Origin of the sequence: Xanthomonas sp. NCPPB 1062, from assembly GCF_041481705.2 — a bacterium.
Lineage (GTDB): Bacteria > Pseudomonadota > Gammaproteobacteria > Xanthomonadales > Xanthomonadaceae > Xanthomonas > Xanthomonas euvesicatoria.
Map to the genome: position 1 here is coordinate 4806569 of NZ_CM192987.1, position 15224 is coordinate 4821792.

The 15224-nt window shown below is 66.7% G+C and carries 11 protein-coding genes; 6 read left to right on the forward strand and 5 right to left on the reverse strand.

Features of this window, described 5'->3' with window-relative positions; translation table 11 throughout:
* The first annotated feature begins 1 nt into the window (after nt 1).
* Entirely contained in the window at nt 2-838 is an 837-nt protein-coding gene (locus ACCQ16_RS20500; protein ID WP_277573461.1) for a sulfite exporter TauE/SafE family protein, read from the forward strand.
* Between the two features lie 47 nt (nt 839-885).
* On the opposite strand, the gene ACCQ16_RS20505 is transcribed toward ACCQ16_RS20500, so the two are convergent.
* The 4 genes from ACCQ16_RS20505 to folE all read right to left on the reverse strand — a co-directional run bounded on the left by ACCQ16_RS20505 (nt 886) and on the right by folE (nt 7967).
* Entirely contained in the window at nt 886-4914 is a 4029-nt protein-coding gene (locus tag ACCQ16_RS20505; RefSeq protein WP_277573462.1) for an SbcC/MukB-like Walker B domain-containing protein, read from the reverse strand.
* Nucleotides 4915-5187: 273 nt separating this feature from the next.
* Nucleotides 5188-5889: a DUF4194 domain-containing protein gene (locus ACCQ16_RS20510; RefSeq protein ID WP_008574660.1), complete on the reverse strand. Its 702-nt coding sequence runs from the start codon at nt 5887-5889 to the stop codon at nt 5188-5190.
* Complete coding sequence (locus tag ACCQ16_RS20515; RefSeq protein ID WP_277573463.1) at nt 5876-7345, reverse strand: DUF3375 domain-containing protein; 1470 nt, start codon at nt 7343-7345, stop codon at nt 5876-5878. The genes ACCQ16_RS20510 and ACCQ16_RS20515 overlap by 14 nt, the downstream gene beginning before the upstream one ends.
* A gap of 19 nt (nt 7346-7364) precedes the next feature.
* Nucleotides 7365-7967 (reverse strand): GTP cyclohydrolase I FolE, encoded by a 603-nt coding sequence (gene folE / locus ACCQ16_RS20520; RefSeq protein WP_008574657.1) that lies wholly within the window; start codon nt 7965-7967, stop codon nt 7365-7367.
* A gap of 130 nt (nt 7968-8097) precedes the next feature.
* Between folE and ACCQ16_RS20525 the strand changes: the two genes are divergently transcribed.
* The 5 genes from ACCQ16_RS20525 to ACCQ16_RS20545 all read left to right on the forward strand — a co-directional run bounded on the left by ACCQ16_RS20525 (nt 8098) and on the right by ACCQ16_RS20545 (nt 13528).
* Entirely contained in the window at nt 8098-8550 is a 453-nt protein-coding gene (locus ACCQ16_RS20525) for a MarR family winged helix-turn-helix transcriptional regulator (protein ID WP_008574655.1), read from the forward strand.
* A gap of 88 nt (nt 8551-8638) precedes the next feature.
* On the forward strand, nt 8639-8857 hold the full coding sequence (locus ACCQ16_RS20530) for a DUF1656 domain-containing protein (protein ID WP_008574653.1): 219 nt from the start codon (nt 8639-8641) through the stop codon (nt 8855-8857).
* Nucleotides 8854-9777: an efflux RND transporter periplasmic adaptor subunit gene (locus ACCQ16_RS20535; protein WP_218556448.1), complete on the forward strand. Its 924-nt coding sequence runs from the start codon at nt 8854-8856 to the stop codon at nt 9775-9777. The genes ACCQ16_RS20530 and ACCQ16_RS20535 overlap by 4 nt, the downstream gene beginning before the upstream one ends.
* Entirely contained in the window at nt 9774-11234 is a 1461-nt protein-coding gene (locus ACCQ16_RS20540) for an efflux transporter outer membrane subunit (RefSeq protein ID WP_122272096.1), read from the forward strand. The genes ACCQ16_RS20535 and ACCQ16_RS20540 overlap by 4 nt, the downstream gene beginning before the upstream one ends.
* Nucleotides 11231-13528, forward strand: coding sequence for an FUSC family protein (locus ACCQ16_RS20545; protein WP_372380143.1), 2298 nt, complete (start codon nt 11231-11233; stop codon nt 13526-13528). Before ACCQ16_RS20540 ends, ACCQ16_RS20545 begins: the two co-directional genes overlap by 4 nt.
* 275 nt (nt 13529-13803) lie before the next feature.
* Here the strand turns inward: ACCQ16_RS20545 and ACCQ16_RS20550 are convergent, their stop codons facing one another.
* A complete protein-coding gene (locus tag ACCQ16_RS20550) occupies nt 13804-15165 on the reverse strand; it encodes an MFS transporter (RefSeq protein ID WP_011349150.1) in 1362 nt (453 codons plus the stop codon).
* Nucleotides 15166-15224 lie beyond the last annotated feature (59 nt).

The following is a 15224-nucleotide window of genomic DNA, read 5'->3' on the forward strand; positions in this document are numbered from 1 at the left end:
TATGCTGTCGCCCCCCGTTGCGCGGAGCGTGGTCTTGCTGGAACTGATTCCCACCGAATTGCCGTGGCTGCTGTGCATTGCGTTCGTGGCCGGGTTGGTGGATGCGGCGGTCGGCGGCGGCGGATTGATCCAGCTGCCGGGCCTGTTTGCCACGCTGCCGCAGCAGGCGCCGTCGCTGATTCTGGGCACCAACAAGTTCAGTGCGATGTTCGGCACCGCTGCGTCGGCGTGGCGATACGCGCGCACGGTGCGCTTTCCGTGGCGGCCGGTGCTGTATGCCACCGCGGCGGCGTTTACGTTCTCGTTCCTGGGCGCGACCGCCGTCAGCCTGATGCCCAAGCAGGCGGTGCGGCCGCTGATCCTGGTGCTGCTGATCGCGATGCTGATCTACACATTGATCAAGAAGGACTTCGGCGCGCTGCATCGGCCACGTCAGATCGGCCGGCGCGAACTGGCCACCGCGTTGGCGATGGGAGCGGCGATCGGCTTCTACGACGGGTTCTTCGGCCCGGGTACGGGCAGCTTCCTGATCTTCCTGTTCATTCGCTTTTTCGGGCTGGATTTCCTGCGCGCCTCGGCGGCGGCGAAGGTGGTCAACCTGGCCACCAACCTTGCGGCGCTGTCGTTCTTCTTGCCCAGCGGGCAGGTGATGTTGGCGATCGGCCTGCCGATGGCGGCGGCGAACGTGGCTGGCGCGGTGGCCGGCACACGGATGGCGTTACGTGGCGGCACGCCATTGATCCGCAAATTGTTCCTGGTGCTGGTGATCGTGCTGATCGGCAAGATGGGCTGGGATCTGCTGCACTCATCACTGGCACCCGCTGCCAACGCAGCGTAGTCGAACCGGCGACGCCACGTGCAGATGGCGTCGCCCGTGGATTGTCTTCAGCGCTTGCCGCGCGCCTGCGGGGCGTTCGCCTTAGCGGCACGCTTTTTGGCCGGCGACGGTTTCGCTGCCGCACGTGATGAAGATGTCTTGCCGGCACCACGCGCTGGCTGACCAGTCGATGCAGCTGTTGCACGTGGCTTGGCTGCGGCAGTGTTTTTCACTGGCGCAGATGCAGCGGCGACCTTCCTGGATGTGGCGTTGGATGCGTTTGCGGCCGCAATCGGCTTGCCCGGCGTGTTTGAAGACGGAGTGGTCTTGCCCACGTTGGACCTGGCTCCTGAAGACACCGCCGACGCGTCCGCCGTGCGTTTGCCGGATGCCGGCATGTTGGCCACAGCTGGCGTGCGCGAAGTCGGTTTCTTGGTCTGCGTTGCGCGAGACTGTGCCGCAGCGCGCGTGGAAGATGCAGTCCTGGCGTTCTTGGCGGCCTTGTTCTGCTTGTTCGCCGTCGCGACGGCCGGCTTGCGCTGACCAGTCTGCGTTTCCGGCGCCGCGGACGAGGTCTCCCCCGCCGCAGGCGATGCCGTGTGCAGCGGCACGCCGTCGGCTGCCATGCCATCTGCGCTGGCAGCGCCCTGCACGACTGCAGGCTCGCTCAACGCCGTGATCGACGGCGCTGCGTCAGCAGCATCGGCAGCCGCCGGCTCATCGCCACGCGAGCGCTCCGGCAGCTTCAATCGCTGTGCCTGCTCGTCGTATTCGATCAGCAACACGCCGGAGTTATGGCGGCCGCTGATTTCGACAAAACATGCGCCGCCGATGAAGGGCTCCAAGGTCATCACCGACTTCAACGGCGTGGCCACCACCATCTGGAAGCCGAAGTTCTCGAAGATGTTCATCGCCAGCGCGGTGAATTCGTTGTCGGCCTTGTCGAAGGCTTCGTCCAGCACCACCGCGCAGTAGCGCGGCAGTTCGCCGTCTTCGCCGCCAAGCTGGTAGCGCAGCGCGGCCGCCAGGCAGGTGGTTGCCAGTTTCTGGCGCTGACCGCCGGACTTACCGGCGCCGCTGCGGTAGATCTCCACCTGCGCGCGCGTCTGCGCGTCCAGTTCCACACCGATGAACTCCACATGCAGGCGCACATCCAGCACCTGTTCGCGCCAGCGGCGTGCCTCCGGTTCCTGCGCGCCCAGGCGCGCCACCAGCGCACGCAAGGTGGAAAACTGCGCTTCGGCCAGGGCGCGGTCTTCGGTCTGTTGATGCGACAGCACCGCGCGCAACTGCTGCTGGAATTCCTGCACCTCGGCCAGGCGACGGTCGCCGACCTCGATGGTCAGCACGGTGTCGCGATTGAACGGCACCTGCTCCAGGCTGGCGTTGACCTCGTCCATGCGCTGCTTGATGCCCTTGTGGGCTTCGGCGGTGTAACGCTGCAAGGCCAGCAGGTTGTTCTTGCTCTGGGTCTGCAACAGGTCGAAGAAACGATGCTCGTGACGCGGCAGGCCATCGCTTTCCAGTCGGTCCAGGCGCGCGAGGAAATCGTCGGCGCTGGCAAGGCTCACGGTGAAATCGCCGCTGTCTTCGGGCCACTGCTGGCAATACTTGCGGAAGCATTCCAGCAACTGCGCGCTGAGCCGGCTGTCGCGGCCCTGGCTGTCGGCCAACTGCTCGGCCAGGCCACGTTCGACCACGCGGAAATGCGCTTCCAGATTGTCCAGCGACAGCGGCGTCAATGCGGCAAGCCGTTCCCGCAAGCCCTGCAACTGGGTGGGCGTGAGCGTGGCGGAACCGGCGCGGCCCGCGCAGGCCGCGTGCTGCTGTTCGAGCCGCACGCGTTCGCGCGCCAGTTGCGCGCGCTCCAGCCGCACATCTTCATAGGTGCGCTTGGCCTGGTCGCGCAGGGTCCGTGCGGTCTCGATGGCCTGGCCGAGCACGCGCAGGCCGCTGTTGCCTTCGCGCAGCTGCACCAATTGTTCGTCGATATCGCTCAGGCGCTGCAGCTTGGGGCCGACGTCGATCTCGTCCCAGTCGCGCTCCACCAAGGTGTGCGCAGCGAGTTGGCGTTCCTGGTCCTGCTCACGCTGCTTGCGCAGCGCTGCCACATCGGCATCGCAGCTGGCGATGCGCTGGGCCAGCGCCTGCGCTTCGCGCTCGAACACCTTGAGCTTGTCGCGGTTGTCGTGACCGAGCAGCCAACGCTTGCGATCGTTGACCGCGTGGCGGTCGTCCTTCTCATAGCGATCGCCAGGATGCTTGACCTGGCCCTCGCGGGTGATCGCGCGGTCGGCGTTGCGCAATGCTGCGGCATTGTCCACGCACGCGTAGTCGAAGCGACGGGTCAGTTCGTTGCGCAGCCATTCGGTAAAGGCGTGCTCGCGCAGCTGCAGCTTGCCGGGCAGCGCGCCGGGATCGACCCGCCGCGAATGCAGCTCGTCGTTGCGGCGCACACGGAAGTACACCAGACGCGTACCGATATGGGTGCGGTTGACCCATTCGCTGACCTGCGCGTAATGCCGCTCGTCCACCAGCAGCGATTGCGCAAAGCCGTGCAGCACACGCTCGATCGCACCGCGCCAGGCCGTCTGGTCCTCGCGCACCTGCACCAGCTCGCCAACGAACGGCAGCGCGGCCTCGGCAATGCCGGTGTCTTCGCACAAGCGCGCGCGCAGGGCCTGCATCGGTGCGGGCATGCTCGATGGCGCGCGCTTCAGCGCCTCCAGTTCGGCACGGATTTCGGCAAACCGGCGCTCGTCGTCGCGCCGCGCGCCCATGCGTTCGGCGATGGCCTCATCCAGCGCGCTGGCGTCATGCTTGCCGTTATCCAGCACGGTCTGCGCATGCGCGATCTGTGCGGCAAAGCCACTGGCGCCGGCCGCCAGGGCGGTGCCGAGCTGGCGGCAGGCCTGTTCGATCTGTGCACGGCGGCGTAGGCGTTCGTCGCGCTCGCGCTCGACGCGTGCGCGTTCGCGTTCCAGTTCCTCGATCTGCTCGCCACCGGCGGCGCGCTGTTCGCGCTCCAGGCCGACCAGTTTTTGTTCGTGGTTATCCAGCGATTCGCGGCGCTGGCCTTCTTCGCCGGCCAGTCCACGGTCCTGGTTGTCGAGCTCCTGCAGCCGCTCCTCCAGCAAGGCCAGCCGCTGCTGCTCGCGGTAGCTGTCCACGCCCAGCTGCAGCTCGCGCAACTCGCCGACGCTGTGGCGCAGCGCCATCAGCGCCGCGTGGTGCTCGCGCGCAGGGGTCAGGGTTTCCACCTGGCGCCGGGCGGTGACCACCGCATGGTGCGCGCCATCGAGTTCGGCAAAATCTTCCACCAGCCGGTCGGCCGCTTCGAAGGTACGCGGCTCGTCCAGCATGAAGCCGCGCAGAAACGCATTGAGATCGCCCAGGTTCTTGGCCGACTGGGTCTTGTGCAACAGCCGCAGCGCCATCTCGTTGCCGATGCCCAGCGCGTGCCGGAAACGTTCGGCGTAGCCGGCGAAGCCGTCGAAATGCGCAACGTCCTCACCCAATCGCGCCTTGAGCTTGCGCAGGTCAAGATCGAAGCCATCCAGCTCGGTCGCCACGTCGAAACGGCGTGGCGCGACCATGTAGTGACGCCGCACATCGGCCGCCGCGTTACCGCTGCCGGCGATCCAGAACAAGCGGATCAGGCTCACCGCCTCGCCGTGCGCATTTGCGTATTCCAGCACCAGCGCGGTCCAGGTGGCGCCCTTGCGCAGGTATTGGGTAGCGATTTCGCCGGACGCGCTGTCCTGCTGATCGGCCCACGCACCGCGCACATACGACACCAGACTCCGATCGCGCCCACTGCGCTCGGCTTCGCGCGCGGCGGCGTTGAAGTCGACGATGCTCGGCGGCGTCAGCAGTGCCGACATCGCATCCAGCAAGGTGGACTTGCCCGAGCCCGAACGCCCGACAAACAGGAAGCCCTTCTCCGCGATCGGCACTTCGGTCAGCCCGTTGAAGGTGCCCCAGTTGTGCACCTGCAAGCGCCGCATGCGGAACTGCTGCGCACGTTGCTCGGCGAGCGTCTCGGCAAACAAGGAGGCACCTGGTTGCGCTGGCGACAGATTGGACTGGGAATTCATAGCTCACTCATCAAAACGGGACGACGTGGAACGCGAAAAACCGGATGACGCATGGTGCCGCGCTGCTGTGTGGTGTGTTGCTGCGGCGCTGTTGCTGTTGATGCTGCGATTCCTATAACTGCCGTCGCAGTAGATGCAACACATACGACATGCTCCCAAGCACCACGCCACAACGTGCCCTCATCCGCCCTGCGGGCAGCTTCTTCCCGATGAAGGAGGACAATGTCCCGAAGCGAGAACGGAAGCCGGCGCGCCGGCGCGTGAGAAGGAAAATTACTCAGCAGCTACATCCCCTTCCCGCAAACCGCGATACGCGACCACCAAGGCCTGCACATCCTCCGCCGAGAACAACAGCTTCAGCACCGGCGAGACTTCATAGCGCTCCTCGCTGCCGCGCAAGCGCGACAGCAACTGGTTGTCGCGCATCTTGCCGATGGCCGTCATCACCCGCCGCGCGAAGCCCGCCCGATCGGTGGACACGTTCTTCTCGTAGACCGACAACGCCTCCACCAACTGCGCTTCGTCCACCACCGCACGCTCGCCGCGCGTATCGGCCTCGGCCAGTTGCTGGCGCAGGAACAGCAGCAACACCGACTCGATGAACGTCAGCGGCGCGCTGCGCAGCAAGGTGGGCGATTCGAGCTCGGCGGTGTCGGCCTGGCGGGTGAAGGCCACCCCGCCCTCGCGGTCGAGCACCAGCTCCAGAAACAGCTCGCACAGCACCTGGCGGATCGCCACCTCGTTGCGCAACAACGCCGGCCACAGCGCGCCGTGCCGTTGCGCATCGATGCTGGGCCCTGCCAGCAACTGGCACAGCGCACGCCGCGCGTCGAACGGCAGCGTGCCGGTGTCGCCTAAAAACAGCTCGCCGCGCGGCTCGGCACTGGAGGCTTGCGTCATCGGCATGCGGTCGTCGATGGCCGACACCGCGGTGCTCTCGTCGGCGTCCGGGCCGGCGTCCTCAGACCAGTTCATTGCGTTTCTCCCGGGTAAACCACACCAAGGGAATGCGCGCGCGCCGCACGGCGCCGTCGCTGCCTTCCCATTGCACCGTTTCCATCTGTCCTTCGATCACCATGCCGTGGCGCGTGCCCAGCGACAGGTATCCGATCACGCTGCCCAGGCCCTGCACGGCCGGGCGTTGTTGCAAGGCGTCGCCGATGGTCAGCCGCGGGCGTTGGCCGAGCAGCTCATGCAGGTCGTTGCGCAGGCTGCGCACATCGATCTCCGATTGCGCGACCAGATCGCCCACGCTGTCCAGCGAGATCTCGGCCGCGTCGGCGGCCTGCACGCGTCCATCGACCTGGGTGAGCCGTGGATCGTGCAGCCGCCATTGCGACAGCGAGCGCAGGCGGCTGCTGCTGAGTGCCTGCGTATAGCCGGTGGCGGTGGTGGCGTGCAGGCTGTCGCGCAATTGCAAGGCTTCGCCCTGCGCCTGCTTGAGCAATTGATTGAGCCGGCGCTGTTCCAGATACCCACGGCTTTGCACGAACCCGCGCAGGCTGCGCGCGAAATGCTGCATCACCGTGTGCACCTCGCCGCCGCGTTCCAGCAGCGTGCCGGTCAGCCCGCGCAAGAAGGCGCGTTCGCGGCGATCGAGCTTGCGGGCAAACCCACGGGCAAGCAGCGCATCCAGCGCCTGGTCGAGCTGGCTGCTTTGCTGGGTGTCGTTGAGCAGACTCCAGAACGCCTCGAAGGTGCGCCCGGCTTCGCTGTCTGCAATCACATCCACGCCTTTGAACAATTGTTCGAGCACGTCGCCGCGCGCGCCTTCGTCGTCGATGATGCGCTCGCGGAATTGGCGGTTGAGCTGCTCGAAGTCGTCGCGCACGCGGTGGAAATCTTCGGCCAGCTCGTCAGAGAGATGGATCAGGTCGCGCGCGCGTTCCAGCGCGCGTTTGCCGTCCAGCGCCGCCACGCGGCCGGAGGCCACGCGTTCGATTTCGGCATCGATGCGCGCACGTTCATCGCGCAGCGCGGCCAGCCGGAGCTCTGGATCGGCCTCGGTCTGTCCGGCCAGCTGCACCAGTTGCTGGATCACCAGCGACAGGCGGCTTTCGGTGGCGCTGCTGCTGCTTTCGCGCAGGCCGGCGATGAAGCGGATGGCCTGGGTCGCGGCACGCGAGAGTTCGTATTCTTCTTCGGCTGCGCCTTCAGGCAGGCGGCGTTCCAGCCAGCCCTGTGCCAACCAATGCGCCAGATATGCCTGTGCGGTGCGCGGCAGTTCGCGCGAGAGCTCGTCGGCGCGCAAGGCGTCGAGCTGGCGCTGCAAACGTTCGTGCAACACGGCCGAAGGCAGGCGGCGTTCGCCATCCATCAGCACCGTCTGCAGCAGGCCGATCAGTTCGGGTGCGTGGTCGGCGGCGAGCAGTTTCCATACCGGCTGCTCGCGCAGTTGCCGATAACCGGCGATACGTGCCTGGTGCTTCATGGGCGCTGCCGCGACTGCCTCAACGCTTGCCGCCCACTTCGATGAACTGCAGGAATTCGGCGCGGGTGCGCGCATCTTCGCGGAAGGTGCCCAGCATCTTGGAGGTCACCATGCTGACGCCGCGCTTGTGGATGCCGCGGGTGGTCATGCACTCGTGCGCGCCTTCCACCACCACGCCCACGCCAAGCGGCTGCAGCACGTCCTGGATGCATTGGGCGATCTGCGCGGTCATCTTTTCCTGCACCTGGAAGCGGCGCGCGTAGCTTTCCACCACGCGGGCCAGCTTGCTGATGCCGACGACCTTGCCACGCGGCAGATAGCCCACGTGCACCTTGCCGATGATCGGCGCCATGTGGTGCTCGCAATGGCTTTCGTAGGAAATGTCGCGCAGCACGATCAACTCGTCGTAGCCGGCCACTTCCTCGAACGTGCGTTCCAGGTATTCGCGCGGTTCTTCGCGATAGCCGCTGAACCAGTCGCCGTAGGCTTCAGCCACCCGGCGCGGGGTGTCCAGCAGGCCCTCGCGCGTGGGATCTTCGCCCGCCCAGCGCAACAGGGTGCGCACGGCCTCTTCGGCCTGGGTCTGGGTGACGGAGGAATCGGGCTGGTTGGACTGGCTCATGCGCAGGTGCACCCAAAGGGGGCGTGCATGGTACCCGAGGACGGCCCGGCCGCCCCAGTGGCGGTTGCGCCAGCTTGCACATATTCAGTGACTATTGATTCATTTATGAATTGATAGCATCCTATCTATTATGAAACCTGCTCTTTCTCCACGCGCCCAGCTCAGTTCCGGTCTGCTGGTGGCTGCCCGTCAGTGGCAACGCTTGGCCGATCAGGCGTTTGCCGAGTTCGACCTGTCCAGCGCCTGCACCGGACCGTTGCTGATGATCGGGCGCTCCGGCGGCGGCATTCGCCAGGTGGCGCTGGCCCAGCAACTGGGCATGGAAGGCCCCTCGTTGGTGCGTTTGCTGGACAAGTTGGCCGCGCAGGGCCTGCTGCGCCGCGAGGCCGACAGCAGCGACCGCCGCGCCAACCAGCTGTGGCTCACCGATGCAGGCCAGGCATTGGTCGGCCAGATCGAGATCCGCCTGGATGCACTGCGTGCGCAGGTGTTGGGCGCACTCAGCGACGCCGACGTGCAGGTGGTGCTGACCTTGTGGGAGCAGATCGCGCAGGCGCATGCGCGTCTGAGCCAGGCCGACTGAGTCGGCTGTCGGCGTCGCGCGCGACGCCCGTTGTGCCCTTTCCGATGCCCCGGCGCGCTGCGCCGGGCGCTGTGGTTCTTTTTCCAGGATGTGCCCGATGTATGGCGAATTCAGTCTCTACGGTGTGTTCGTACCCACCTTGCTGGCGTTGATGACGCTGGCCTACCTGCTCAACAGCAGCATCGCCGCGCTGCTGACCCGCGCTGGCGCCTACCGCTACATCTGGCACCCGGCGCTGTTCAACCTGGCGTTGTACATCGCACTGCTGGGCGGCCTGTTCTTCCTTACCCGTTGGATGCAATCGTGAAAAAGCTGCTCAAGACCGCGGGGCCGGCACTGCTGACCCTGGCGATGGTGGTGCTGGCCGCGTGGGTGTTGCAGCACCTGTGGCGTTATTACATGCAGGCGCCGTGGACGCGCGATGCGCACGTGGGCGCCGATGTGGTGCAGGTGGCGCCGGACGTCTCCGGGTTGGTGGAATCGGTCGCCGTGGCCGACAACCAACCGGTGACGCGCGGGCAATTGCTGTTCGTGGTGGACCGCGCGCGCTATGCGATCGCGCTGGAACAGGCGCGCGCCGCGCTGGCCGAACGCCAGGCTACGCTGACCCAGTTGCGCCGCGAGATCGCGCGCGACCGCAGCCTGCAGGATCTGGTCGCCGCCGAAGATGCCGAAGTGCGCCGCTCCAACGTACAGAAGGCGCAGGCCGCAGTGGCCACCGCGCAATCGGCGGTGGATCTGGCCCAGCTCAACCTGGACCGCACCCAGGTGCGCAGCCCGGCTAACGGTCGCGTCAGCGACCGCACCGTGCGGGTGGGCGACTACGTCAACGCCGGGCGTCCGGTGGTGGCGGTGCTGGACACCGGCTCGTTCCGCGTCGATGGCTACTTCGAAGAAACCCGCCTGCAGGGCGTGCACCCCGGCCAGCGCGTGGACGTGCAGCTGATGGGCGAGCCGGTCACGCTGCAGGGGCATGTGCAGAGCATCGCCGCCGGGATCGAAGACCGCTACCGTAGCGGCAGCGCCGGCGCATTGCCCAATGTCACCCCGGCATTCGACTGGGTCCGGCTGGCGCAACGCATCCCGGTGCGCATCGTGCTGGATCGCGTGCCTGCGCATGTGCAGTTGATCGCAGGGCGCACTGCCACGGTGAGCATTCTGCCCGACACAGCGCACCCAACCCCGGCGACCGCGCCTGCCCATGTGCAGGCCAAGGCGGCGCCATGAACCGCGCGATGTTGCGTCCGCTGGGAGTGGCCGCACTGCTGAGCATGCTCAGTGCCTGCAGCACGGTCGGCCCGAACTACGCGGTGCCGGCGGAGTCGGCCTACCAGCGCCCGGCCGCCAATGCCGCGTTCCTGGACACCGGCAACGCGCAGGTGCAGCCCGGCGCCGCGCTGCCGGCGCGCTGGTGGGCGCTGTATCAGGACCCGATGCTGGATGGCCTGATCGAGCAGGCCCTGCGCGACAACGTCGAATTGAAGGTGGCCGGTGCCAACCTGCGCCGCGCTGCCGCGGTGTACGAACAGGCCATGGATGCCGGCGGGTTCGATTACGACGTGGAAGCCGGCGTCAGCCGCGCGCAGGTCTCGGCCGAAGCATTTTTGCAGGAAGAAAAGCTGCCGGTATTCAACCTGGCCGATGGCAAGTTCGGCGTGTCGTACCAGTTCGATCTGTTCGGCAAGCTGCAACGCGGCGCCGAAGCCGCGCATGCCGACACCCAGGTGGCGCAGGCGGCGATCGATCTGGCGCGCGTCAGCGTGGCCGCGCAGGTGGCCGGCAGCTATGTGGAGATTTGCCACGCCAACCATGAGCTGCAGGTGGCCGCGCATTCGCTGCAGTTGCAGCAACACAGCCGCCAGATCACCCAGCGCCTGATCGCGGCCGGTCGCGGCACGCCGCCCGATCTGGCGCGCGCCACCGCACAGGTGGCGATGCTGGAAGCGGCGCTGCCGCCGTTGCGCGCACGCCGCCAGGCCGCCGGTTACCAATTGGCCGCGCTGCTCGGCAAGACGCCCGGCGAGTTGCCGCCCGGCGTGGACAGCTGCGCGCACGCGCCTGCAGTGCAGCAGCCGATCCCGATCGGCGATGGCCGCGCGCTGCTGGCGCGCCGCCCGGACGTGCGCCAGGCCGAGCGCCGGCTCGCCGCCGCCACCGCGCGCATCGGCGTGGCCACCGCCGAGCTGTATCCGGATATCCGTCTGGGCGGCTCGATCGGTGCCACCGGCCTGCTGGCGGATTTCGGCGAGCCGGCCACGCATGCGTGGTCGTTGGGCCCGCTGATTTCCTGGACGCTGCCCTCCAGCGGTGCGCGTGCGCGGGTGCGCGCCACCGAAGCCGGCGCCGACGCGGCGCTGGCGCAGTTCGACAATACCGTGCTGCAGGCCTTGCGCGAGGTGCAGACCAGCTTGTCGCGCTATGCGCAGGACCTGGACCGCCTGCATCTGCTGGAACAGGCGCAGCAACAGGCCGAGCTGGCGTCGGCGCAAAACCGGCGCCTGTATCAGGGCGGACGCACGCCGTACCTGTCCAGCCTGGACGCCGAGCGCACCCTGGCCAGCGCCGAGATGACCCTGGCCAACGCACAGGCGCAGGTGTCGCAGGACCAGATCCAGCTGTTTCTGGCGCTGGGCGGCGGTTGGGATGCCGACGCCGGGCGCAACACCACCACGGCTGCACGATGAGCCCGTTGTTGCGCGATCGCCAGGCCTGGCTGTTTTCGGCCAAGACCTTTGCCGCCTCGATCGCGGCGCTGTATGTCGCGCTGGCCGGCAATCTGTCGCGACCGTACTGGGCCATGGCCACGGTCTACATCGTCTCGCAACCGCTGCTCGGCCCCACCCGTGCCAAGGGCGTGTACCGCGTGCTCGGCACCTTGCTGGCCGGCGTGGCCACCTTGGTGATGCTGCCGAATCTGGTGGAAACGCCGTTGCTGCTGAGCGCGGCGATGGCGCTGTGGCTCTCGGCCTGCCTGTTCCTGGCGCTGCTCAATCGCGGCCCGCGCGGCTATGCATTCCTGCTGGCCGGCTACACCACCGCCTTCATCGGCTTTCCGGCGGTCACCTCGCCGGAAGGCATCTTCGACACCGTGGTGGCCCGCAGCGAAGAGATCATCCTGGGCACGGTGATGGCGGTGCTGTTCGCGTCGCTGTTGTTCCCAGCCTCGGTCAAGCCGATGCTCACCGCGCGGATCGGCAACTGGATGCAGGACGCCGCGCAATGGTGCCGCCAGGTGCTGCAGCGCGGCCCGTCGCAGGCGCCGCGCAATCGGCTGGCGGCCGATCTGGTGCAGTTCGAGGCCCTGATCGCCTTCGTGCGCCATGACGACCCACGCCATGCCGGCGCCGCGCCTGCGCTGGAACAGTTGCGCGCACGCATGCTGATGCTGTTGCCGGTGCTGTCGTCGATTGCCGACCGCCTGGAGGCCTTGCAGCGCGACGACGCCGCGCACGGGCCGGAGTTGGCGACATTGCTGGAAGCTGTTGCTGCGTGGGTGGATCATGTCGCCGACACCGGCAGTGCCAATGCCGATGCCGCCCGACAGGCTGATGCACTGCGTGCGCGCATCGAGGCACTGCGCCCGGTGGTGGATCAGGACATCGATCACCTGCTGCTGGACAGTGTGCTGCTGCGCCTGAAGGAGCTGCTCGACCTGTGGCAGGACTGCCGCGCGTTGCAGCAGGCGCTGGTGCAGGGCACCGCGCCCGTTGCACTGCGTGCGCTGCCGGCGCCGGCACCTGATGCATCCCTACAAGCCGACCCTGCAGCGCGTGATGCCGCGGCGCGTTCCGCAGGGCCCGGGGCGTTGCTGCAGCGCCTGGGCTTCTCGCGCCGTCGCGCGGCGAAGCCGGCCGTGCCCACGCAGGACGACGCGGCGCTGCGCTCGTCAACGCGTGCGGCAGCGTGGCAGCCATCGGGCCATCCCTCTGCAGAGATTGCTGACACTCCGGTTGCGGCACACGCCACGCGCCACATCGATTTGGGCATGGCCGCATTTTCCGCGCTGAGCGCCGGCTTTGCGCTGATGGCGTACTGCGTGTTGTGGATCGGCATCGGCTGGGAAGGCGGCGGCAATGGCGCGATGATGGCCGCAGTGACTGCTGCGTTTTTCGCCGCGCAGGACGACCCCGCGCCGAGCATGCTGTCGTTCCTGACCTGGGCGGTGGTGGCCAGCGTGGTTGCCGGCATCTATCAGTTCGGCATCTTCCCGGCCATCCACGATTTCCCGATGCTGGTGGTGGTGCTGGCGGCGGTCTTCCTGCCATTGGGCGCACTGCTGCATCGCCCCGGGAGCATGCTGATCGCCTTGCCGCTGGTGGTGAACCTCACCGCGCTGCTGAGCCTGCAGAACACCTACAGCGCCAACCTGCAGAGCTTCGTCAACGCGGCGGTGGCGATGGTGCTGGGGATCGGGTTTGCGGTGGTGCTGACGCGTCTGTTTCGTTCGGTCGGTGCCGAATGGAGCGCGCGCCGACTGGTGCGCCAGGGCTGGCGCACGCTGGCCGATGCCGCCGACGGACATGGCGCGCAGGATCGCCAGCACTTTGCCGCACGCATGCTGGATCTGCTTGGTCTGCTTGCGCCACGGCTGGCGTTGACGCCGGAAGGTAGCGACCTGGCCTCGGTGGATATGCTCAACGAAGTGCGCGTAGGCTTGAACATCCTGCAGCTGCGCAGTGCACGGCATGGCCTGCCGGCGTCCAGTCGCGATGCGGTGGACGCGATGTTGCGCGACGTGGCTGCGCACTACCGGCGGCAGGTTGCACGGAAGCGTCCGTTGCCTGGGCCTGACTCTTTGCGTGATCGTCTGGATATGTCGCTGACGCGCGTGGGCAAGGTGCCGGCAGGCGCGCAGCGTGATGAAGCGTTGTTGGGGTTGATTGGTTTGCGTTACAGCGTGTTTGCTAAGACAACAGCGCAGCATCAGGACGGCGCAGAACAGCAGCCCGCGTTAGCCCCTCTCCCGCCAGGACGATAAGGCACTGCTTGCGCTCCACTGGCGCGCATGTCTTGCAGCGGCCGCGCTGCTAGTGCAGGCCGGGACGCGGAGCGGGGGTTGAGCTGAGGGTTTGGCTACCAATGCACGACCGCAGCATCGAAGCTTCACCTTGGCTGCGCGTGGCGACGCGTTTACCACGCTCGGTATGCCAATCACCTGAGGCGCCCCTCATCCGCCCTTCGGGCACCTTCTCGCCCATGAAGGGGGACAATGTCCCGCAGGGAGAAGGGCAGGGCTCTGCCCGCGCGCATGCATCACCGCTTGCGCTGATGCATCGCCGCTTCGTCGTCCAGCCAGTTGCTGCCCTTGTTGGTCAGGAAGAACATGTAGACCACCAACGACACCGCAATCACCGCCGTCGCATAGATCACGAACTCGGTCACGTGGTTGGTCTTCAGCGAGGCCTGATACAGCAACGGCGCGGTTCCGCCGAAGGCCGAATTGGCCAGCGCGTAGCCAAGACCGACACCCAGCGCGCGCACGTGGGTGGGGAACAATTCCGCCTTCACCACGGCATTGATCGAGGTGTAGCCGGTCAGGATCACAAAGCCCACGGTGAGGATTGCGAACGCGGTCAACCAGTCGGTCTGCTTGGGCAGTTCCATCACCAGGAACCAGGTGTAGAGCACGCCGCCGATGCCGAAGAACACCAGCAAGGTCTTGCGCCCCACGATGTCCGACAACCAGCCGCCCACCGGCTGCATCAGCATCAGCACGGTCAGCGCCACCAGATTGATGATGGTGCCGGCCATCACGTCGCCACCGGCGAACGCGGTCTGGATCATCTTCGGCCCGGTGACCGAATAGGTGTAGAACGCGATCGTGCCGCCGGCGGTGATCAAAAAGCACAACAGCAGCGGACGCCACTGATTGACGAACAATTCGCGCATCGAGCCGGAGGCCTTGGCCTTGCCGGTACGCGAATCGGCGATGGATTCGGAGCTCAGCGACTCATCCATCGTGCGGCGCAGCCAGAACACCACCAAAGCGCCGATGCCGCCCAGCCCGAACGCCACGCGCCAGCCCCATTCGGAGACCTGCGACGCATCGAAGAAATGCAACATGATCAGCAAGGTGGTCTGTGCCAGTACGTGCCCGCCCACCAGCGTCACGTAATGGAACGACGACAGGAAGCCGCGCCGGCCGGGAATCGCCGCTTCGGACATGTACGTGGCGCTGGTGCCGTATTCGCCGCCGGTCGCAAAGCCCTGCAGCAGGCGCGCCACCAGCAAGATGATCGGCGCAGCGATGCCGATCGTGGCCACCGTGGGCGTGATCGCAATCACGAACGAGCACAGCGCCATCACCGATACCGAAATGGTCAACGCCAGGCGGCGGCCATAACGGTCGGCGAAGCGGCCGAAATACCACGCGCCGATCGGGCGCATCAGGAACGTCATCGCAAAGATCGCCCACACGAACATGGTGGCGTTCTTGTCTTCCTTGGAAAAGAACTGCGACTCGAAGTAGGTGGCGAACACCGAATAGACGTAGACGTCGTACCACTCGACGAGGTTGCCGGCCGAGCCCTTGAGCGTGTTGGACACCGAGCGGCGAAGGCTGCCGGCAGCTGTGCCAGAACCGGCAGCGATCGGAGACGATGGGGGTGCGCTCATGCGGTCAGAACCTCTTCGGTGGGACAGCCCCGGAGTATAGGTGCGCGCTTGTGTGACGC